Below are 20,499 nucleotides of genomic sequence, written 5' to 3'. Positions count from 1 at the left end.
GGGGTATCGCCAAGTGGTAAGGCACCGGTTTTTGATATCGGCATCCGTTGGTTCGAATCCAGCTACCCCTGCCATCTATTCCTACATACACCAACCGCCAAGGGTGCTTCATGCCCAATCTTGTCGTTTTTAGTGGAACCGCGCATCCACAATTCGCTCAAAAAGTCGTAAGCCACTTGCACATTCCTTTAGGTGCTGCATCAGTTTCTACCTTCTCTGATGGTGAGATTGCTGTAGAGATTACCGAGAATGTCCGTGGTAAAGACGTATTTATCGTACAACCTACTTGTGCGCCAACCAATGACAACCTAATGGAAATCTTGGTGATGGCTGATGCTTTGCGTCGTGCAAGTGCTGGTCGTATTACTGCCGTTATTCCTTACTTCGGTTATGCCCGCCAAGACCGTCGTCCTCGTTCTACACGTGTTCCAATTACAGCCAAAGTGGTTGCAGATATGCTAACGACTGTGGGTATTGACCGTGTGGTGATGATTGACTTGCACGCAGACCAAATTCAAGGTTTCTTCGACATCCCTGTAGACAACATTTATGGTACGCCTGCGCTATTGGCTGACCTGCGTCAACAGTCACACGACAACCTAATGGTGGTTTCACCAGACGTTGGTGGTGTGGTTCGTGCACGCGCTGTTGCAAAACAAATGGGTGATATCGATCTTGCAATTATCGATAAACGTCGTCAAAAAGCGAATGAATCACAAGTGATGCATTTGATTGGTGATGTAAAAGATCGTGACTGTGTCATTGTAGATGACATGGTAGATACTGCGGGCACATTATGCAAAGCCGCTGATGCACTGAAAACTTTTGGTGCACGTCGTGTTGTTGCTTATGCAACCCACCCTGTACTTTCAGGCAAAGCAATTGAAAACCTTAAAAATTCTGTAATTGATGAATTGGTTGTAACTGACACTATTCCTCTTTCAGAAGAAGCGCAAGCGCTTGGCAAAATCCGTCAAGTGTCTGTTGCGAGTATGGTTGCAGAAACAATTCGTCGTATTAACAACGAAGAATCTATTAGCGCAATGTTCGATTCTTATCTATAATAGAGCGCTGAATTTTCAAAGCCCTGCCAATTGGCAGGGTTTTCTATCACTAGATTGGTCGCAGATCTAGTTTATTTAAACTCAAAATAAGGATGTCTATCATGGCAAACTTCGTATTAAACGCTCAAGCGCGTGAAGCAGCTAACCAAGGGAAAGGTGCGAGCCGCCGCCTTCGTCACGCTGCATTAGTTCCAGCTATCATTTATGGTGGCGACGCTGAGCCAGTAGCTGTTACTTTAGAACTTCGTGAGCTTGTAAAAGCTTTAGAAAGCAACGCTTTCTTTGAAGAAGTTGTAGAAATCAAAGTAGGCGACAAAGTTGAAAGCGTTAAAATCCAAGCTTTACAACGTCACCCTGCTAAAAACACACCTATGCACGCTGACTTCAAACGCGCATAAGTGTTTACGGTGTAATTAGTGGCTAATATTTCACTGATTGTTGGTTTGGGCAACCCTGGTAAAGAGTATGCCCAAACCCGCCATAATGCAGGTTTCTGGTTTGTAGAACAGCTTGCAGATCAATATGGCATTACGTTAAAAGCCGATCCTAAATTTCACGGGATCAGCGGTCGCGGTAATATCGAAGGTCAAGACGTTCGTCTGTTATTACCCACAACCTTTATGAACCGTTCTGGTCAAAGTGTTGTTCCCTTCGCCAAATTCTATCAAATTGCGCCTGAAGCTATGCTGATTGCTCATGATGAACTGGACATGAACCCAGGGATCATCCGCCTAAAAACAGGTGGTGGTCATGGTGGTCATAACGGTTTGCGTGACATCGTACCGCATACAGGTCCAAATTTTCATCGTTTACGCATTGGTATTGGGCACCCGGGTTCAAAAGAACGCGTATCAGGCCATGTACTCAGCAAAGCACCAAGTAGCGAACAAACCCTCATGAATGATGCTCTTGCACATGCCTTGGGTCGCATCAAATTACTGGTCAATGGCGACGTACAACAAGCCATGAATCAAATCAATGCCTATAAACCGAACTAATGAATCTACAATTGTTGAACAATCACACTTGCCTTGTCGCTATTTTGAGAGCAAAATGCGCTTTCTGCTCAGTACTGACCTCAGTCAAGCAGTGATTGAATTCACCATAAGATAAAATCTTAGGTCCACTAAGGAGACGCTCACCATGCTATCTCGTTTATTAAAATGCAAAATCCACCGTGCTTTTGTAACTCATGCAGAACTTCACTATGAAGGTTCTTGTGCAATTGACGGAACGCTTATGGATTTGGCTGGCATTCGTGAATATGAAGAAATCCACGTATGGAACGTGACCAATGGTAAGCGCTTCACGACTTATGCCATTCGTGGTGAAGACAATTCAGGCATCATTTCTGTCAATGGTGGCGCAGCACATCAAGCCGATGTAGGTGATATTATTATCATTGCAACCTTTGGTGATTTCACTGAAGCAGAAGCCAATGCACATCAACCGCGTTTGGTTTATGCAAACCCAGACAACACAGTCAGTCACACAGCAAATTGTATTCCAGTACAAGTGGCGTAATTTCCCTGCTGTATGCAATAAAAAACTCGCAATTTTTGCGAGTTTTTTTATATCCGAATTTAGGGTCATTTCATGACAACAGCATGAATTGCTTTTGAATGAACCCTTAACTTTCTTGCAGGTTTTGCAACAGACTATGACTAATGCCATCGGCACGTAAAAATGCAAAATCATAACTTGCGGTTGCCAATGCCAAAATACGGCGCTCAAACTCTTGCCACAACGGTCGCACCTCTTTGTAATGAATACCCAAACCACTTTCATCGGTAAAATGGCGGTTTTTCTCACAGAGCTTAAGCGCATGGTACAGCTTACGACCTTTAGAGGCATCTTCTCGTAAACGCACACGCTTGGAACGTACAAAGCCTTCTACATGACGTAAATCTGCAAAAGGCAACATTGGTACTAAAATCTGATCTAACTGTGCATCCAAACGACGCCAAACTGCAGTATGTTGTTCGGTGCTATACGTGTTCCACTGAATCACCTCATGGTTAAAACGACGGCAACCACGACAGATAGAATCACCAAAAACCGTAGAACAACGACCTGCACACGGGGTTAAAGTGGCACTTGGACGATCCTTACTCAATCTAGCACTCCAAAATTTAAATAACATTCAGTTAGAGGTATCAAGTTTGAATTGCAATATTGCAGTTCAAACCGAGTGGCATCATACCCCGTTCTGGTACATTTTTAAAATGCTGTGTCACGCTTTAAAACCATGCAACTCACTCGGATTTCTCGCATATTCAAGCAAAGCAGGTTAGAATATGCGCCTTAAATTTTGTCTTTCACATATTGGAGTACTCCATGAACGCTACTGTAGAACAGCTTGCACCTGTAGAACAGCCAGCGACCACGACTTGGGTTGTTGCCGCACTTTACCAATTCAAAGAAGTTGCAGATCCTTCCGATCTTCAACAACGCCTGCTAGATTTGGTAAATTCAATCAACCTTTGCGGTACTCTTATTGTGGCGGGTGAAGGCATTAACGGTACCATCGCAGGTGATCGTGCGGCGATTGATCAAGTACACCAATTTCTGTTAAACGAAGGTTTTACCGCAATGGAATATAAAGAGTCGCATAGCTCTGAAAAACCATTCCGTAAAATGAAAATTAAACTGAAGAAAGAAATTGTTACCCTAGGTGTAGAAGTCAAACCACGTGACTTGGTCGGTCACTACCTAGACCCGAAAGAATGGAACGAACTGATTGCCCGTGATGATGTGATTTTGATTGATACTCGTAATGACTACGAATACAAAGCAGGTACATTCAAAGGTGCGATTGACCCAAAAACTGAAACTTTCCGTGAATTTCCTGACTACGTTAAGCAAAACCTAGAACAACACAAAGACAAAAAAATTGCGATGTTCTGTACAGGCGGAATTCGCTGTGAAAAATCAACCTCATTATTGCTTCAGGAAGGCTTTAATGAGGTATATCACCTTAAAGGTGGTATTTTAAAATACCTAGAAGAAACCCCTGCCGATGAAAGCTTATGGGAAGGTGAATGTTTTGTGTTTGATGGTCGTACCGCAGTAACTCACGGTATGCAGGAAGGCCAAAACATCAAGTGTCATGCTTGTGGCTGGCCATTGCTTCCAGAAGAAGTTGAACTGCCAAGCTATGAACACGGCGTATCTTGCGTGTACTGTATTGATAAAACCACAGAGAAACAAAAAGAAGGTTTCCGTATGCGTCAGTCACAAATTGCTGCTGCTAAACGCAAACGTCTGTAATACATACAGGTTGTAATAAATATTTTTCGAGCATGTCTGACGTAGTCTTTCGCATGCTGGAGAATAAACTTAAGCCCTCATTTTTGAGGGCTTTTTTATTAGCATTCAGTTGGTACGCATTCACGTAAGATTACATAGCACATAAAAATACAACGCATATTTACCAACTATTGCGTAAAAATCCCCAGATTGGGTGATAGCATTCAAGCTAAATAAGCCACAAAATTTGTGGCTGTTATTGGTGGATAAGCAACAACACACAATATCACCCATAACCAAAACTTAAGGATCGTTATGTATTCCTAAACCTATACGCTATTATCAGGAGTGAAATTATGCCAAAAACAACAATTTCAAATTCAATGCAAACATTACGTTTCACCCCTGTAAAATCTTTATCTGCTCTGTGTCATACAGAAATACAAAATCGTTTGGAAGATGAGTCACATACCTTTATTGTGGCTATGGGTGCAATTTTAGGTGGCATTATTGCAGCTTTTATTGGCTATCATTTACCTGCCAATTTTTTTAATTACGCCTTGCTGTGTGCAGTTCCAATTCTTATGGCATATACATTAAGACGAGTCTATATCTACACCCTCACCCATTCAGAACTTGATTAAGCCTAAAGCGCAAGGCTTTACCGTTCTTATACTTTACTGTTTATGCAAGAGTGCTTAGGATAGGAGCACTTTTTTAAAACACGACTTGCATGAATGTAACTGAATGGATTATTTCCATTATGGAACAACTCGGCTACCTCGGTATTGCCTTGTTAATGTTTCTGGATAACGTCTTCCCGCCTGTTCCCTCAGAAATTATTATGCCTTCAGCAGGCTATTCTGCCTCTCAAGGGCAATTGTTGCTATTGGGTGTGATTATTGCAGGCTGTATAGGCTCATTAGTTGCAGCCGCAGTTTTATATTGGGTTGGCTATCGTTGTAAACACGACAGTATCTATCGCTGGGTCAATCGTTACGGCAAATATCTATTCATTAAAGAGCAGGACGTCAAAAAATCTCTACACTGGTTTGAACAGTACGGACATCGCATTGTCTTTTTTGGGCGTATGATTCCTGCAATCCGCTCATTGATTAGTATTCCTGCCGGTATGAGTCGCATGCCATTTTGGAAATTTATGTTTTATAGTGGTCTGGGCACCATTATTTGGACAACATTTTTAGCCTGTGTCGGTTATTATTTTGGTGAAAATCAGCAACTTATGCATCAAATTTTCAATCGGGTCAGCCATGTAATTATTGCCATTGTAGTGCTACTTGTTGCTGTGGTGCTGTACCGTAGATACCGCCGTAAACAACAGCATTAATCAATACAACACTGTAAAATTATATCTTTTCGGGGAAAACCAGACATGAAACATTATTTACTCTTCTTCGCCGCAGTTTATAGTATTGCGCTGGTTTTGCTGATTACTGTATTAATTTTTGGGTTGAACTTGGGTGGACTGACTCTGCTACCGACCTTAATTGCTGCAGCATTTATTAGCGCAGGCCATTTTGTAAAAAAAGAACAACGCCTACCCAGCAGTGACGAAAAAATCCAGTTGGTTTGGGGCTCAAGCGCGGTGGCCATTATTATTGGCAGCTTCTTTGTATTTTTCTTGGTACTCATGAACCCAAATGCAGAAGAAATTCTAAAAGCAGCAGATAAAGCAGGATTGGCTTTGGCTGCCGTGATCATGCTGTGCCTGATTGCCATTCATGGTGCTGTGTTTCATATTGCCTACAACTGGTACGCAAACCGTTACTACCACAATAAATTCTTATAAAATTTTACTGAATTGCTGTATTAGACACCCAAAAACAACAGCGCACACCTAAAAACTACAGCCACGCGCAGCATCATATATAAACTTACTTCAGACATGCGCTGTAACTAAAACACCTTGTGAATGGAGTATAAGGCTACATTTTCATCGCCTAAGCTTAGTTCATTCATAGCGATTATGAATATGAACACAGCAATAACTCATACAACGATAAAAGGTGATTCGCATGTCAGATTTTGAACGCAATGAACAGATTGACCGTGATGTGGTTAAAAATTTACCCAAAGAAGAACGTGATCGTTTAAATGCCGACCCGATTACAGGTGAGCCGGGTGCCCACCCTGTTGGTACAGGTCTAGGTGCAGTTGGTGGTGCTGCAACAGGTGCAACCGTTGGCGCATTAGGCGGCCCTGTAGGTGCAGTGGTTGGTGGTGCTGTAGGTGCTGTTGTTGGTGGATTAGCTGGTAAGGGCACTGCAGAAGTAGTCAATCCTACCGAAGAAGAAGCGTACTGGCGTGCCAATAGTCTCAATACTGTCTATTATGCAGAAACACGCAGTCATTACCCCGATTTAGAATATGACCGTGACTACCAAAATGCTTACCGTATTGGTTATGAAAACCGCCCGCATTATGATGCACATACCCGCTTTGAAGATGTCGAACCCGATTTAAAAAGCAAATGGGAACAAATTAAAGGCAGTTCTCGCTTAACTTGGGAACAAGCAAAATTTGCGGTAAAAGATGCTTGGGATCGTGCTACACGCTAATTGGCATAGTTCTGCTAAGGTTGAAACAATACATCATTGATGTATTCATCCTAGCCACAAAAAAGCACTGCATTTAGCAGTGCTTTTTTTAGGTATTCATGCTTTCAAATATGCAAAAACATGAATCTAACCAATAGATTCGACAGTTTATTCAGGTGTGTGATACATCAAATACAATTCATTCAGATTTTCAGGAATTTCTTCTGCAATCTCGTCCATTAACTGACCATTGCGACGGAAAGATTCCATTTGTGGGTCTTCTTCATCAATGCCACTAAATACCATCATTGGCAAAGTTAAATCGACCAGTTGTTCTTCAAATTCAGGTGTGAACCACGCTTCTTCATTCAGGAACATGGCATCTACAAAACCAACACTCCAGTCACCTAAGCTTGAATCAACTTCTGCTTCTTCAATTTCAAATGGAAATTCAATGCCTTCTTCATTGGCTAAACTTTGGCGAATACTTTCTAACCATGCCTTAATTTGCGCGATAATTTCGGCAGGCACTTTGTTTTGATTGCCTTCAAATAATTCATTTAACCATGGGTCAAATTGAGGTCCAACTGCAATGGCACACAAGAAACCATGTGTTGCAGCGAAGTCTAGACCATATTCGTTTTGGTCACCATCTAGATATTCACTTAACAGGTCTAAATCTAAAGCAGTCATTTCAAATCCATAGGTGTCAATTTAGGGATGTAGCATAGCATTTTCAGCGGGTGATGCAGAACCTGATTTTAGTCGTCTTCGTCGTCAAAATCGTCGTCATCGTCAAAATCATAATCAAAATCTTTGAGCTCACGTTCCAAACGACGTTGTGCGAGTAAATCATCAATCAAACGGCGCTTTTCTAAAGATTCTTTCGCGCTTATTTTGTTTGATGCCTCATCGAAATTAACATCATCATCACCGTAGTTATCATCTAGTTCAAAATCTGTAGAAGACACTAAAACTACCTCAGAATGAAAAAATGTGAAGGGTCTAGCCGCTATTTATCTGCCTTTATAAATATTGTCAAGTTTTATTTATTTTTTTCAAAAAACTGCAACATACGCACATTGCAACATACTTTAAAATTTGTGTATATATTAGCAAGTTAGTATCATTATTCAGGATTGGCCCCAATCATAAAAATATTTTGCGGGCAAAAAGGAAATTGACTTGAAAAACAGTAATGAAGCCCCATATTCCTATTCAATTCTTCATTCAAACATCATTTTAAAATCATGCTTGATTGATCAATTCCAACCCTATTTAAAGCGAATTGTGCTATCATGCACGGTTTTTCACTGCCACAGATTCAACGAAGAGTAAGCAAAGATGAGCGATATGAATTCCCCTACTTCGCAAGTAGCGGCTCTGATTAGCCGAGGCAAAGAGCAAGGTTACCTAACTTACGCTGAGGTTAACGATCATCTCCCGGACTCAATCACGGAAAGCGAACAGATTGAAGACATTATTCAAATGCTTCAAGACGTCGGTATTCCTGTGCATGAACGTGCGCCTGAATCTGATGATGCAATGTTCGAAGACAATGCAGAAGCTGCCGACGAAGTTGCTGAAGAAGAAGCTGCAGCGGTACTTGCCTCTGTAGAAAATGAGCCTGGTCGCACCACAGACCCTGTGCGTATGTATATGCGTGAAATGGGTACGGTTGAGCTGTTAACGCGTGAAGGTGAAATTAGCATTGCGAAACGTATTGAAGAAGGGATTCGCGATGTACTTCACTCGATTGCCTACTGGCCAAACGCAGTGCAAGTGGTACTGCAAGAATATAAAGATTATGAAGCGGGTGAACGCCGCCTTGCTGATATTTTATCGGGTTATTTAGACCCTGAAACCGATGAAGAAATTCCAGAAGTTTTAGAAGACGAAGCCGATTTAGACAAAGAAGAAGACACCAGCGACAAACCAACCAAAGACGTCAAACTTGATGATGACGATGAGGAAGAAGAAGCTGAAACTGAAGAAGAATCTGAAACAGATTCAGGCCCAGACCCAGAAATTGCCAAAATGCGTTTTGGTGAATTAGAACAAGCCTATCTTGCAAAAATTGCAGCGATTGAAAAACATGGCCGTGAAAGTGCTGAAGCTCAAGAAGCTTTAGAAGCATTGGCTACCGTGTTTATGATGTTCAAATTTACACCGCGTTTGTTTGATATCATTTCTGAAATGATTCGTGGCACACATGAACAAATCCGTACGGCTGAACGTGAAGTGATGCGCTATGCGGTGCGTCGTGGTCGTATGGATCGTACCCAGTTCCGTACTTCATTCCCAGGTCAAGAGTCTAATTTTGCTTGGTTAGATGAACAGATTGCCAAAGCTGCTGCAGATCAAAAAGGCTATTTGGAAAAAGTACGTCCAGATATTTTGGCTTTCCAACAAAAGATTGCCGATATTGAAAAAGAGCTAGGTCTAGATGTAAAAGGCATTAAAGACATTTCTAAACGTATGGCCGTTGGTGAAGCCAAAGCCCGCCGTGCGAAGAAAGAAATGGTTGAAGCCAACTTACGTCTGGTCATTTCGATTGCGAAAAAATACACCAACCGTGGTTTGCAATTCCTTGACTTAATTCAGGAAGGTAACATCGGCTTGATGAAAGCGGTAGACAAGTTTGAATACCGTCGTGGTTATAAGTTCTCGACTTATGCAACTTGGTGGATTCGTCAGGCTATTACCCGTTCTATTGCCGACCAAGCGCGTACCATTCGTATTCCAGTACACATGATTGAAACCATTAACAAAATCAACCGTGTATCGCGTCAATTGCTTCAGGAAATGGGCCGTGAGCCAACTCCAGAAGAATTGGGCGAACGCTTGGAAATGGACGAAGTCAAAGTTCGTAAAGTTCTGAAAATTGCCAAAGAGCCGATTTCTATGGAAACGCCAATTGGTGATGATGAAGATTCACATTTGGGTGACTTCATTGAGGACAGCAACATCACTTCACCAGTCGATGCGGCAACCTCTGAAGGCTTAAAAGAAGCGACCCGTGAGGTGCTTGAAAACTTGACTGAACGTGAAGCCAAAGTTCTGAAAATGCGTTTTGGTATTGATATGCCAACCGACCATACATTGGAAGAAGTAGGTAAACAGTTTGACGTGACCCGTGAGCGTATTCGTCAGATTGAAGCTAAGGCACTTCGCAAACTGCGTCATCCTTCGCGTTCTGAACACTTACGTTCTTTCTTGGAAAATGACTAATTGTTACTTAGATGATTGGTTGAAAATTTAAAATTCAACCTCATTTATTTATACAAGACCAACACGCCTGCTTCGATGCAGGCGTTTGCTATAGAGATAGAGATCACGCTTATGACGTTATTCAACCGTACCCCATCTCGTGAACTACAAGAGCATCTTTGGGTATTTCCAATGGATTACCCAATTAAACTCATTGGAGACGCGGGTGATGAACTGCGTATTGCCGTGGTTGAAATTTTAGTGAAACATTTTCCTGAATTTGATACACAAAGCCTGCGCATTACCCCATCACGCACAGGTAAGTATCATTCAATTACCGCACAATTGCGTTTTGAAGAATTGGAACAAGTGCATGCAATTTATGCAGATTTAGCCGCTTGCCCACTAATTAAAACTGCCTTGTAATTTTGCAGATTCATCTTTAAAAACACGCTTTCGAGCGTGTTTTTGTTTCTGAACTCACAAAATCTTATTCATTCCACAAATCCCCCACACCCGCCACATTTTCGTATAATAAAATCAATTTCTTGCTTTTACGGATAGGACTGCATCACTGTGGACACTGCACAACGGCCAAACCTGATTATTCGTCAATACCATGACCTGACAGACTACGAAGCACGCTTTCAGGAAATGAAACACTGGACGGAGCAACGTGATGCAGACAGTCCTGACCAACTCTGGATTTTGCAGCATCCGAATGTACTCACTCAGGGGCAAGCAGGCAAAGCTGAACATATTTTAATGGCTACGGATATTCCTGTAGTACAAACTGACCGAGGAGGCCAAGTCACATGGCATGGCCCAGGCCAATTGGTCGCCTACTTCATGTTTGACCTGAACCGTTTAGGTTGGAATGTCCGTACTTTGGTATCTTATACTGAAAACTTGATGATTGAGTTGCTTAAAAAATACGGCATTGAAGCCTATGCCAAAGCTGATGCACCAGGCGTATATGTCAATGAACGTAAAATTGGCTCACTGGGGTTTAAAATTCGCAAAGGTCGTAGTTATCACGGTTTAGCCCTCAATATTGATTGTGATTTAACAGGCTTTCAAAGCATCAACCCATGTGGCTATGCAGGTTTGGAAATGGTACGTGTGATGGATTTAGTCGAGAACTATCCACATTTTGAAAACTTATGTGCAGATATCATTGAAACTTTGCAAAACAGCGGTTACTTTAATGACGTTCAAGTCATTCACGTATAAATGGCTTTCTTTTCAATAAGAAATAAAATAGAGTATTTACTCTAAATAATGATTTATAACACAGGGATTCAGCGCGTGATTTCAACTAAATCTGTGAAACCCGCTTTGCAACTGGCCTATGTCAAACTCATGATGGATATCATTGGCAGAGGTTTAGTCATGGCAAGTCAGGTCGATGAAGAAATTAAACAAGAAGTTGCCAAATTCCCAAGCAACTTTGTCTTGTCTATGAAAGTTTTTCCAAATGGTCCAGCCTTTATTGCCAAAGTCACTGAAGACCACCAACTGGAATTGCTGCAAAATACAGCCCAAAAACCAGATTTAACCATTACCTTCAAACATTTAAACCATGCCTATTTGGTTTTTTCCTTTCAGGAAAGCACAGCACAAGCCTTTGCACATGACCGCATGATTGCCGATGGTGATGTGTCTTATGCCATTCGTTTAGTGCGTTGCCTGAATAAAATGGAAGCACTGATCTTGCCTAAATTACTGGCAGAATTGGCAGTAAAACAATATCCAAGCGAACTTAGCTTAAAAGAAAAACTATCAGGTGCAGCCAATATTTATCTAAAAGTTGCCCAATCTTATTTCAAACGGAGTGCATAACATGGCGAAGCCTTATTACGAATTTTTTTGCCCAGTCAAAGTCATTGCGGGTCATGCCGCACTTGAACACATCCCGTTTGAATTGGCGACACTAGGTTCTCAACGCCCAATGATCATTACCGACAAAGGCGTGCGTTCCAACAATCTACTTGCACCGATTGAAGCTGCATTTGAATCTACCGATGCGGTGATCGGCTGTATTTTTGATGATGTTCCGCAAGACTCAAGTGTTATGACTGTGCGTCGTGCTGCTCAGCTATACCGTGAAAACAACTGTGATGCCATTATTGCGGTGGGTGGTGGTTCGGTAATCGACACCTCCAAAGCGACTAATATTTTAGTGAGTGAAGGTGGCGATGACTTATTGCAATATTCAGGTGCACATAACTTACCGCGTCCACTCAAACCTTTTTTTGTGATTCCAACCACTTCAGGCACAGGCTCAGAAGTGACCATGGTCGCAGTAGTTTCAGACACTGAAAAGAACGTTAAAATGCCATTTGCATCGTATTACTTAATGCCACATGCTGCCATTTTAGACCCACGTATGACGCAAACGTTGCCACCACATTTAACAGCTATGACCGCTATGGATGCGATGACGCATGCAGTTGAAGCCTATAGTTGCATGGCAGCCAATCCAATTTCTGATGCCTATGCCACAGCAGCAATTAAGAAAATCAGCAACAACCTGTTTAATGTGTTAGATAACCCAAGCGATGAACAAGGTCGTCTAGAATTGGCACAGGCATCTACCATGGCGGGCATTGCTTTCTCAAATTCTATGGTGGGCTTAGTACATTCTTTAGGTCATGCCTTGGGTGCAGTTGCGCATTTACCACATGGTCTGTGCATGAATTTATTCTTGCCGTATGTACTGGAATACAACAAAGAAGTAAATGCCGATAAAATTGCAGATCTACTCTTGCCATTGGCAGGTGCAGATGTATATGCACAAACCCCAGCGCATTTACGTGCTGACAAAACCATTTCAACAATTGTTGCTATTCGTGACCGCTTATACGCCCTCACTAAATTGCCACGTACCTTGCAGGAAACAGGCAAAGTAAGCGAAGCACAATTAGATGAAGTGGCTGAAAAAGCCCTGAACGATGGTTCGATTATTTACAACCCGAAAGAAGCCAATTTAGAAGAACTCAAAGCCATCTTAAAAAAGGCTTGGTAATTACTAAAAAATAGGCGAACATAGCCAAAAAACCAGCCTGATGTTTTTTAAACATCGGGCTTTTCATTGGTAGACTGCTGTGTCTGATTTTTTTCATCAATGTGGCATATTTTCTGCTAAAAAAGAAAACAAAGATACTGACAAAGCGCGTCATTATGGAGTAGATTGGCGCGTTTTTACTTTTTATGTAGGGGGGATTGTTCGTCTCAAACAATCCTGAACAAACATGACTGATCCTTGATCAACGATTAAGAGGATAACGCCGTTGACAAATATCTCTGGGACTCAATCGGCAGCTAAACTGCAAAAAACGCTAGGGCTCTGGCACATCATTATTATTGGTTTAGCCTATATTCAACCGATGACGTTATTTGACACTTTCGGTTTAGTATCGGAAGAAAGTCATTTTCACGTACCCACATCTTATATTTTTGCACTGGTTGCCATTTTGCTCACGTCTTTGAGTTATGGTCACATGATTCGTCGTTACCCATCTTCAGGGTCGGCCTATACCTATGCACAAAAATCCATACACCCCAACGTCGGCTTTATGGTGGGTTGGTCATCTTGGCTGGATTACCTGCTCTCGCCAATGGTCAACATTATTTTGGCGGTGATTTATTTGGAAGCCTTATTCCCTGATGTGAATCACTGGATTTGGGTGGTGGTACTCACGGCATTTATGACAGGTATCAACCTGCGTGGTGCGCGTTTTGTCGCCAACTTTAACAGTATGATTGTTTTGGTGCAGTTGGTGGTCATTGGCGTATTTACATGGATGATGTACACCAAACTTCAGGCAGGTTTCAATGCCGATGGTCCAATCACTGCCGAACAACGCTATCAGTTATGGAGCTTAGAGCCTTTCTGGAATGAACTGACCTCGGTAGGCGCATTAATTACAGGTGCAACCCTACTCTGCTTCTCATTTACAGGTTTTGACTCACTCAGCTCACTTGCAGAAGAAACCAAAGATACAGAGAAAACCTTACCAAAAGCGATTTTCTTAACTGCACTAATTGCAGGCGTAATTTTCATTGTTAGCACCTATTTCATGCAGATTTATTTCCCGAATGAACCAGGTAGCTACTTTAAAAATATCGCAGAAACTCAGCCAGAAATTTTACTGTTGGTGGGTGGCTCGTTGTTCCAATCTTATGTACTGACCTTTGCAATTGTAACGGTCATGGCATCAGGTATTTCAGCGCATGCAGGTGTATCACGCTTAATGTATGTAATGGGTCGTGATGGTGTGATCAACAAAAAACTCTTTGGTCATATCAGCCCACGTAACTACACGCCTTCATACAACATTCTAATTGTGGGTGCTGTAGCCTTAACTGCTGGTTTTATGGATCTAGATTTTGTGATTTCATTGATCAGCTTTGGTGCACTCACCGCATTCAGCTTCGTGAACTTATCTGTAATTTCACGCTATGCGCTACGCGATGGTCGCAACAAAACACCTAAGGATATTATCAATTTCATTGTCATTCCTTTATGTGGTTTTATCGCAGTCTTTGCGTTATGGCTCGAAGTTGATGAAACTTCATTGAAGTATGGCTTGTGGTGGGCAATGTTTGGGGTTTTATATCTTGGTTATAAGACCAAAGGCTTTAAACACCCTGCGCCACAACATAACGAGTTTGATGACAGATAATCTCTGTACTTCAGCTCAAATAAAAAAGGCGCTTTATGCGCCTTTTTTATGCCTAAAATAATTTCACTAATAAATCAAAAAATAGCAGGAACAAAAAAGCTGAGCGCGATTTACCTCAGCTTTTATTCATTACGGCAACTTTATAATCCAAATACAGATTAAACCAGCGCCTTAAACCCCTGCTGACGCCATGCTTCATACAAAATAACTGCCGTGGCATTAGACAAATTTAGACTGCGTGAGTTTTCTGCCATTGGTAAACGTATCCAGTGCTGCTGTGGAAATAGCATGCGTACTGCTTCAGGCAAACCACGTGTTTCAGGCCCCATCAGCAAAGCCACAGGTCGGTTTAAATTTGACGTATGTGGTGTTTCTGTGCCTTTAGTCGTTAGTGGATAAATCGCATCCAAGCCCACACCTTTGCTGTCTAAATCAGCCAAACATTGCTCAAGATTGTCCCAAATTTGCATACGTGCCCATTCATGATAATCCAAACCAGCACGGCGCAATTTTTTATCATCCAACTCAAAACCCAAAGGCTTGATCAAATGCAGTTGTGCACCGGTATTGGCGCACAAACGAATAATATTGCCTGTGTTTGCTGGAATTTCTGGCTCATACAAAACGACATGGATCACTTGATTTCTCTTCTCTTAAACGCTGAAACAAGGATCAATTTACCCTTGCCACTTTAATTGTTCACGCAAACTCACCACTTCACCAATAATGGTCAAGGTTGGTGCTTGAATCTGATGCTGCGCCACTTTACTGGCAATATCTGCCAAGGTACCTACCACGACTTTCTGCTCAGGGGTAGTACCTTTAGATATAAGCGCCACTGGCATGTCGGCACGCTGTCCGTGTGCAATCAGTTTTTCACAAATGGTTTCCAAACCCACCAAGCCCATATACAGCACCAACGTTTGATGCTCATACACCAATTCTGACCACGGCAACTCAGGTGAACCTTCCTTTAAGTGTCCTGTCAGGAAACGCACACTTTGTGCATAGTCACGGTGAGTCAGCGGAATCCCCGCATAAGCCGAACAGCCTGAAGCTGCTGTGATGCCTGGCACCACTTGAAAGGAGACACCTGCTTCATACAGCTCCTGAATTTCTTCGCCACCACGCCCAAAAATAAAGGGATCACCGCCTTTTAAACGACAGACACGTTTACCCGCTTGTGCGTATTTGACCAATAAGGCATTAATGCCTTCCTGCGGCACGGCATGATTGGAACGTGCTTTGCCGACATAAACTTTTTCGGCATCACGGCGGCACAACTCCAAAATGGGAGCAGACACCAAACGGTCATAAATCACCACATCGGCTTGCTGCATTAAACGCAGTGCTTTTAAAGTCAATAATTCAGGATCACCAGGGCCTGCACCCACTAAATAGACTTCACCTTTTGGCGTGTCCCATTCAGCCAAAGCTTGTTGGATGCTTTGATTAGCAGCCTCAAGATTGTCATTGAACACCTGTTCTTTCAGGGGACTCGCATAGAGTTCCTCCCAAAAAATACGGCGCTCATCTGGATTGACAATTTTCTGTTTTACTGCGGCACGCCACTGACCTGAAAATTCAGCCAGTTTGCCCATACCATGCGGAATTGTACTTTCCAATTGGGTACGAATTTGACGCGACAACACAGGAGATGTGCCATTGCTGGCCACTGAAATGATCAAAGGTGAACGGTCAATAATGGCAGGCACCATAAAGCGACAATGTGGCGGATCATCCACACTATTCACCAATACTTTTTCGGCTTCACAGGCTTCAAAAACCTGCTGATTGACGGCATGACTATCTGTTGCGGCAATTACCAAACGGTATGCTCGCAATTCAACCTCAGTGCTAAATTCAGCCGGATAATACTGCCCTTGACTCTGCTGAACCAGTTGCAGGAGATTTGCATCAATTTCAGGTGCAACAACATCAATTTGTGCACCTGCTTTAGCCAACAATACCGCTTTACGGTAGGCAATATGCCCACCGCCCACAATCAGACAAGGTTGCTGCTGCAACTTTAACGAGATTGGAAAAATATCCACACTAAACCTCAATATTTAAATCTGACTGTAAGCAATTTTAAGCCGAGCTGTGCACAACTTAATTAATAAACGCTGCACCGCCCATATATGGACGTAACACTTCTGGAATTTCGATTGAACCATCGGCACGTTGATAGTTTTCCATTACCGCCAATAAGGTACGACCAACTGCCAAACCTGAACCATTTAGCGTATGCACAAATTCAGTTTTCTTTTGATCGGCACGGTAACGCGCTTTCATACGGCGTGCTTGGAAATCCCCCATGTTTGAACATGAAGATATTTCACGATAGGTATTTTGACTTGGCACCCAAACTTCTAAATCGTAAGTTTTGGTCGCCCCAAAGCCCATATCGCCACCGCATAAAATAATTTTACGGTACGGCAAACCAAGTGCCTGCAAAATACCTTCTGCATGCCCAGTCAACTCTTCTAAAGCCTGCATTGAGGTTTCAGGTTTAACAATTTGCACCATTTCAACTTTATCGAACTGGTGTTGACGGATTAAACCACGGGTATCGCGACCATAAGAACCTGCTTCACTACGGAAACAAGGCGTGTGTGCGGCATATTTTAGCGGTAAACGCTCAGGATCAATGATTTCATCACGCACAAAGTTAGTCACTGGCACTTCTGCGGTTGGAATCAGATAATATTCTTTTTCGCCTTGAAGCTTGAATAAATCTTCTTCAAACTTAGGCAGTTGTCCTGTACCACGCAATGAATCTGCATTGACCAAATACGGCACATAAGCTTCGGTATAACCATTTTTATCTGTATGCGTATCTAGCATAAACTGGGTAATCGCACGCTGTAAACGCGCCAAAGGCCCTTTGAGTACGCTAAAACGTGAGCCTGTCAGTTTGGTTGCAGTTTCAAACTCCAAACCACCCATCATTTCGCCTAAATCGGTATGATCTTTGATTTCAAAATCAAACTGGCGTGGTGTGCCCCATTTCAATACTTCTACATTATCAGCTTCGTCTTTACCTTCAGGTACAGACTCATCTGGCATATTAGGAATAGACAGTAATTTGGCTTCTAATTCATCTTGCAATTCTGCCAAAGCCACTTCAGCAGCTTTGATTTCATCACCAATTGCAGACATGCGTGCCATAACTTCAGAGGCATCGCCACCTGCTTTTTTAATTTGACCGACTTGTTTTGCACCCGAATTACGTTCTGCCTGTAATGCTTCGGTTTTAGATTGCAATTCTTTACGACGTGCTTCAAGTGCTGCCCACTCTGCTACATCTAATTGCACACCACGTTTTGCCAAGGCTAAATTTACAGCCTCAATATTATTTCTGAGTAATTTCGGGTCAATCATAGCCAATCTTGGAATAAGAAAAAAACTGGCTATAGTGTAAGCGCTTCGGGTTAAAAAATACAGTAACCCGATTCACAGCTGCACCTTATTACAGCAATCTCAGCGCTTATTTTTCACTTTTACTGGTTAGGGTACTGAGGCAAACTTGGTAAATATTCAGGCTTGATCAATTGTGCTGTTGCGTAATACGGCAGCACCAATTCAGGCATACCTTCTGCATAAGAGGCAAGCTCATACAATGGATAGACAAACACAATGCCATTGGCACCGTAGTAAAAGTTATCACTCAGTTTAAATTTTTCACGGGAAATATCATGTTCATCTAACCAATTAAAATTATGATTGAACAATTCCTCTACTACTTTGGCTTCAGCATTGGGCAATAAAATATCTTGCAGTGCCAAACGCTTTTGCTGTTTTAAATCAAAGGTCACAAATTCTTGATGATGCATGCCATGTGCTGCACGTGCAGGGTAATAATAACTTTGCAAACTAAAGGTTGCTAAATTGCCGTGTTGCCCGATATAACGCACATAAGAAGAACTTTGACTCAAGTCCATCGGATCTTTTTCTTCTACTGGCGTAGCGGCTGAAGCACTCGATTTAGAAAATGCAATTGGGTCGGCTTTTTGCAAGCGTTGCATAAAATAATCATCTATCCATGCCACATTACTTTTGACCGTCTGAATGTCGTAGGCGGTACAGCCTTCTTCATCGCAGACTTGTTTTTGTGCCAACTCAACAGGTACCACTTTGGCTTGAACCACTGGAATATCTGCAGCCGATGAAGTCGCCACTTGGCCTGCTTCTGTTTTAGATGTTGTGTCATTTTTTGGCTGACATGCGGTGAACAACAAGACTGAACTTAAAGCGACAGCACTAACCCAGACCTGTGATTTTAAATGTTGCATTAAACCTCCCCCCTGTCCTGCTTTAAAAATAAAATGCTGCGATGCGTTATCTATTAAGCAACTTGATGGTGATACACAACCCAATTTGCTCGTCAAGACTATAGGCAACTCTTGCTGTTCAATCCTAGAGCAGTTGTGTAACGGAATTTATAGGGGATAACCGAGTTTAAAATTAATACAATGTTTGATACAGAGCTTGCTTTATTTTTTATATATAAATCAGAATCTTAAACACAACAACCAGAACCTAGACACCCATAAGCAACGACCCAATCTGCGTACCTCTTTCTTTAAAATGTGAATTATCCCAAGATTTATCCACAGAAATTGTGGATTTCTTAGAATGAATCTACAGATAAATATGTAGGCTGAGTTTTAAATCGCTGAATTGTTGTGCCAGACACTAAATTATTCACAATCTGCTTTGCGTATAATTTAAGGTGAGTATTACCGCCCCAAATCTTTCTAACCTAAAAATAAGGGATAACCTGCAAGGACATATGATCCATAAAAAATTAGGGCGTTTTAAACGCCCTAAATATCATCACTTTTAACTTCGATGTGTTGATTATTGATCAATAATATCCGTACCTTTTGGCGGAGTAAAATTAAAGGTCGATGCAGGAATTTTGGCATTAACTTTCACATTGTTAAAACGTACATGTGTGGTTTGCCCCAACGAGTCCTGTAAAATCATCAAGGTAGGTGCATTACGTGCACCAAAACTAATGGTCAGACTTTGAAATACACCATCATCACTTTTTGGATATAAAGTGTAGTAAGTCTTAGCCTTGTTCGGCTGCGTTACACGATAAGACTGCATAATTTGGTTGGTATTACCCGAAAGTAATAATGCGGGTGTGTTCGCTACTTGATCATCTAAACTTTGACGTACCGCTTGCTGTAAGTCTGGATCATAAATCCATACCGTTTTACCTGTGGTCACAATGGTCTGTTTGGCTGGACTGGTGGTTTCCCAGAAGAATTTACCCGGACGTTCAACTTTCATCACGCCTTTAAAATTCTGGTTCATGTGTTGAGCAGATAGACCACGGTTTGGTAAAGCCTTACCATTGTTGCTGACTTTGGTAGTTTGCTCAAAATTGGCCGTAAAACTTTTAATACCGTTTAATTGTTTAACTAAATTTGCTGTCGCCTGTTGCTCCGATGCTGCCACTGGCGCAGCAAACACTGTGGTACTCATGATTGGTGCTAAAGTCGTTGCACCCAATGCCACAGCACACATGGTTTTACGAAGCATATTCATAGATTCACCTTTTTATATTTGCTTAGTCGCAATGTTTTGGATGTCCCATCTTAAACCAATTTCTGGCGCTAATATGATAGAAAATAAGAAGTTTTGTATTGTTATTAATATAATATGTAGAAATTTATCCATCATGATGAAGATATAAAAAGCATCTACTTCTGAGTT

General features: G+C 41.9%; 23 protein-coding genes and 1 tRNA gene. 16 read left to right on the top strand and 8 right to left on the bottom strand.

The features are described 5' to 3' along the window. From HHA41_RS05580 to panD, 5 genes are all read left to right on the top strand, one after another. Nucleotides 1–74, top strand: a tRNA-Gln gene (locus HHA41_RS05580). A 36-nt stretch (nucleotides 75–110) separates the two neighbouring features. Beyond that, on the top strand, nucleotides 111–1,064 hold the full coding sequence (locus tag HHA41_RS05575; RefSeq protein ID WP_004972226.1) for a ribose-phosphate pyrophosphokinase: 954 nt from the start codon (nucleotides 111–113) through the stop codon (nucleotides 1,062–1,064). 101 nt (nucleotides 1,065–1,165) lie between these two features. After that, on the top strand, nucleotides 1,166–1,462 hold the full coding sequence (gene rplY / locus HHA41_RS05570) for a 50S ribosomal protein L25 (protein WP_168418024.1): 297 nt from the start codon (nucleotides 1,166–1,168) through the stop codon (nucleotides 1,460–1,462). Nucleotides 1,463–1,480: 18 nt separating this feature from the next. Beyond that, nucleotides 1,481–2,062, top strand: a complete 582-nt coding sequence (pth, locus tag HHA41_RS05565) for an aminoacyl-tRNA hydrolase (RefSeq protein WP_168418023.1) — start codon at nucleotides 1,481–1,483, stop codon at nucleotides 2,060–2,062. A 145-nt stretch (nucleotides 2,063–2,207) separates the two neighbouring features. Next, nucleotides 2,208–2,588: an aspartate 1-decarboxylase gene (gene panD, locus HHA41_RS05560; protein WP_168418022.1), complete on the top strand. Its 381-nt coding sequence runs from the start codon at nucleotides 2,208–2,210 to the stop codon at nucleotides 2,586–2,588. Nucleotides 2,589–2,694: 106 nt separating this feature from the next. Here the strand turns inward: panD and HHA41_RS05555 are convergent, their stop codons facing one another. Continuing rightward, nucleotides 2,695–3,180 carry a DUF1289 domain-containing protein gene (locus HHA41_RS05555; RefSeq protein WP_168460898.1) on the bottom strand — a complete coding sequence of 162 codons (486 nt, stop codon included), beginning with the start codon at nucleotides 3,178–3,180 and terminating at the stop codon, nucleotides 2,695–2,697. Nucleotides 3,181–3,401: 221 nt separating this feature from the next. Between HHA41_RS05555 and HHA41_RS05550 the strand changes: the two genes are divergently transcribed. From HHA41_RS05550 to HHA41_RS05530, 5 genes are all read left to right on the top strand, one after another. Next, nucleotides 3,402–4,334, top strand: coding sequence for a rhodanese-related sulfurtransferase (locus HHA41_RS05550; protein ID WP_168418020.1), 933 nt, complete (start codon nucleotides 3,402–3,404; stop codon nucleotides 4,332–4,334). A gap of 335 nt (nucleotides 4,335–4,669) precedes the next feature. Beyond that, on the top strand, nucleotides 4,670–4,957 hold the full coding sequence (locus HHA41_RS05545) for a hypothetical protein (RefSeq protein ID WP_168418019.1): 288 nt from the start codon (nucleotides 4,670–4,672) through the stop codon (nucleotides 4,955–4,957). 89 nt (nucleotides 4,958–5,046) lie between these two features. Then, complete coding sequence (locus HHA41_RS05540) at nucleotides 5,047–5,661, top strand: DedA family protein (protein WP_168418018.1); 615 nt, start codon at nucleotides 5,047–5,049, stop codon at nucleotides 5,659–5,661. A gap of 45 nt (nucleotides 5,662–5,706) precedes the next feature. Beyond that, nucleotides 5,707–6,123, top strand: a complete 417-nt coding sequence (locus tag HHA41_RS05535) for an ABZJ_00895 family protein (protein WP_168460896.1) — start codon at nucleotides 5,707–5,709, stop codon at nucleotides 6,121–6,123. A 226-nt stretch (nucleotides 6,124–6,349) separates the two neighbouring features. Then, nucleotides 6,350–6,892: a hypothetical protein gene (locus tag HHA41_RS05530; RefSeq protein ID WP_168460894.1), complete on the top strand. Its 543-nt coding sequence runs from the start codon at nucleotides 6,350–6,352 to the stop codon at nucleotides 6,890–6,892. 147 nt (nucleotides 6,893–7,039) lie between these two features. Here the strand turns inward: HHA41_RS05530 and HHA41_RS05525 are convergent, their stop codons facing one another. Both HHA41_RS05525 and HHA41_RS05520 read right to left on the bottom strand, forming a co-directional pair. Further along, the gene (locus HHA41_RS05525) at nucleotides 7,040–7,564 is read right to left on the bottom strand and encodes a YecA family protein (protein WP_168418015.1); all 525 of its coding nucleotides are present in this window, start codon (nucleotides 7,562–7,564) and stop codon (nucleotides 7,040–7,042) included. A gap of 68 nt (nucleotides 7,565–7,632) precedes the next feature. Next, entirely contained in the window at nucleotides 7,633–7,842 is a 210-nt protein-coding gene (locus HHA41_RS05520; protein WP_004972246.1) for a PA3496 family putative envelope integrity protein, read from the bottom strand. Nucleotides 7,843–8,215: 373 nt separating this feature from the next. Here HHA41_RS05520 and rpoD point away from each other — a divergent pair, with 373 nt between their 5' ends. From rpoD to HHA41_RS05490, 6 genes are all read left to right on the top strand, one after another. Continuing rightward, the gene (gene rpoD, locus HHA41_RS05515; protein ID WP_168418014.1) at nucleotides 8,216–10,102 is read left to right on the top strand and encodes an RNA polymerase sigma factor RpoD; all 1,887 of its coding nucleotides are present in this window, start codon (nucleotides 8,216–8,218) and stop codon (nucleotides 10,100–10,102) included. A 111-nt stretch (nucleotides 10,103–10,213) separates the two neighbouring features. After that, a complete protein-coding gene (locus tag HHA41_RS05510; RefSeq protein WP_168418013.1) occupies nucleotides 10,214–10,507 on the top strand; it encodes a DUF493 domain-containing protein in 294 nt (97 codons plus the stop codon). 150 nt (nucleotides 10,508–10,657) lie between these two features. Continuing rightward, the gene (gene lipB, locus HHA41_RS05505) at nucleotides 10,658–11,314 is read left to right on the top strand and encodes a lipoyl(octanoyl) transferase LipB (RefSeq protein ID WP_168460892.1); all 657 of its coding nucleotides are present in this window, start codon (nucleotides 10,658–10,660) and stop codon (nucleotides 11,312–11,314) included. A gap of 75 nt (nucleotides 11,315–11,389) precedes the next feature. Beyond that, nucleotides 11,390–11,923, top strand: a complete 534-nt coding sequence (locus HHA41_RS05500) for a hypothetical protein (RefSeq protein WP_168418011.1) — start codon at nucleotides 11,390–11,392, stop codon at nucleotides 11,921–11,923. 1 nt (nucleotide 11,924) lies between these two features. Continuing rightward, entirely contained in the window at nucleotides 11,925–13,109 is a 1,185-nt protein-coding gene (locus HHA41_RS05495) for an iron-containing alcohol dehydrogenase (RefSeq protein WP_168460890.1), read from the top strand. A gap of 265 nt (nucleotides 13,110–13,374) precedes the next feature. Next, nucleotides 13,375–14,769: an APC family permease gene (locus HHA41_RS05490; protein ID WP_168460888.1), complete on the top strand. Its 1,395-nt coding sequence runs from the start codon at nucleotides 13,375–13,377 to the stop codon at nucleotides 14,767–14,769. Nucleotides 14,770–14,927: 158 nt separating this feature from the next. Here the strand turns inward: HHA41_RS05490 and HHA41_RS05485 are convergent, their stop codons facing one another. The 5 genes from HHA41_RS05485 to lolA form a co-directional block, all read right to left on the bottom strand. Beyond that, a complete protein-coding gene (locus HHA41_RS05485) occupies nucleotides 14,928–15,407 on the bottom strand; it encodes a tRNA (cytidine(34)-2'-O)-methyltransferase (RefSeq protein WP_168418008.1) in 480 nt (159 codons plus the stop codon). A 39-nt stretch (nucleotides 15,408–15,446) separates the two neighbouring features. Then, nucleotides 15,447–16,823, bottom strand: a complete 1,377-nt coding sequence (gene cysG, locus HHA41_RS05480; protein ID WP_168460886.1) for a siroheme synthase CysG — start codon at nucleotides 16,821–16,823, stop codon at nucleotides 15,447–15,449. A gap of 58 nt (nucleotides 16,824–16,881) precedes the next feature. Further along, nucleotides 16,882–18,153, bottom strand: a complete 1,272-nt coding sequence (gene serS, locus HHA41_RS05475) for a serine--tRNA ligase (RefSeq protein ID WP_168460884.1) — start codon at nucleotides 18,151–18,153, stop codon at nucleotides 16,882–16,884. Nucleotides 18,154–18,272: 119 nt separating this feature from the next. After that, entirely contained in the window at nucleotides 18,273–19,064 is a 792-nt protein-coding gene (locus HHA41_RS05470) for an RsiV family protein (protein WP_168460882.1), read from the bottom strand. A gap of 568 nt (nucleotides 19,065–19,632) precedes the next feature. After that, nucleotides 19,633–20,331, bottom strand: coding sequence for an outer membrane lipoprotein chaperone LolA (lolA, locus tag HHA41_RS05465; RefSeq protein ID WP_168418004.1), 699 nt, complete (start codon nucleotides 20,329–20,331; stop codon nucleotides 19,633–19,635). Nucleotides 20,332–20,499 lie beyond the last annotated feature (168 nt).

The sequence above is a fragment of the Acinetobacter sp. A1 genome (assembly GCF_012371315.1).
Classification (GTDB): domain Bacteria; phylum Pseudomonadota; class Gammaproteobacteria; order Pseudomonadales; family Moraxellaceae; genus Acinetobacter.
This window is presented reverse-complemented; position numbering and strand designations above follow the sequence as displayed.

Excerpts from the sequence above, each read along its gene's own strand:
- HHA41_RS05535 (WP_168460896.1), top strand. The coding sequence starts at position 5,707 with ATGAAACATTATTTACTCTTCTTCGCCGCAGTTTATAGTATTGCGCTG.
- HHA41_RS05545 (WP_168418019.1), top strand. The coding sequence starts at position 4,670 with ATGCCAAAAACAACAATTTCAAATTCAATGCAAACATTACGTTTCACC.
- HHA41_RS05550 (WP_168418020.1), top strand. The coding sequence starts at position 3,402 with ATGAACGCTACTGTAGAACAGCTTGCACCTGTAGAACAGCCAGCGACC.
- serS (WP_168460884.1), bottom strand. The coding sequence starts at position 18,153 with ATGATTGACCCGAAATTACTCAGAAATAATATTGAGGCTGTAAATTTA.
- rpoD (WP_168418014.1), top strand. The coding sequence starts at position 8,216 with ATGAGCGATATGAATTCCCCTACTTCGCAAGTAGCGGCTCTGATTAGC.
- lolA (WP_168418004.1), bottom strand. The coding sequence starts at position 20,331 with ATGAATATGCTTCGTAAAACCATGTGTGCTGTGGCATTGGGTGCAACG.
- HHA41_RS05470 (WP_168460882.1), bottom strand. The coding sequence starts at position 19,064 with ATGCAACATTTAAAATCACAGGTCTGGGTTAGTGCTGTCGCTTTAAGT.
- HHA41_RS05575 (WP_004972226.1), top strand. The coding sequence starts at position 111 with ATGCCCAATCTTGTCGTTTTTAGTGGAACCGCGCATCCACAATTCGCT.
- HHA41_RS05510 (WP_168418013.1), top strand. The coding sequence starts at position 10,214 with ATGACGTTATTCAACCGTACCCCATCTCGTGAACTACAAGAGCATCTT.
- panD (WP_168418022.1), top strand. The coding sequence starts at position 2,208 with ATGCTATCTCGTTTATTAAAATGCAAAATCCACCGTGCTTTTGTAACT.
- HHA41_RS05530 (WP_168460894.1), top strand. The coding sequence starts at position 6,350 with ATGTCAGATTTTGAACGCAATGAACAGATTGACCGTGATGTGGTTAAA.
- HHA41_RS05495 (WP_168460890.1), top strand. The coding sequence starts at position 11,925 with ATGGCGAAGCCTTATTACGAATTTTTTTGCCCAGTCAAAGTCATTGCG.
- rplY (WP_168418024.1), top strand. The coding sequence starts at position 1,166 with ATGGCAAACTTCGTATTAAACGCTCAAGCGCGTGAAGCAGCTAACCAA.
- HHA41_RS05540 (WP_168418018.1), top strand. The coding sequence starts at position 5,047 with ATGAATGTAACTGAATGGATTATTTCCATTATGGAACAACTCGGCTAC.
- HHA41_RS05525 (WP_168418015.1), bottom strand. The coding sequence starts at position 7,564 with ATGACTGCTTTAGATTTAGACCTGTTAAGTGAATATCTAGATGGTGAC.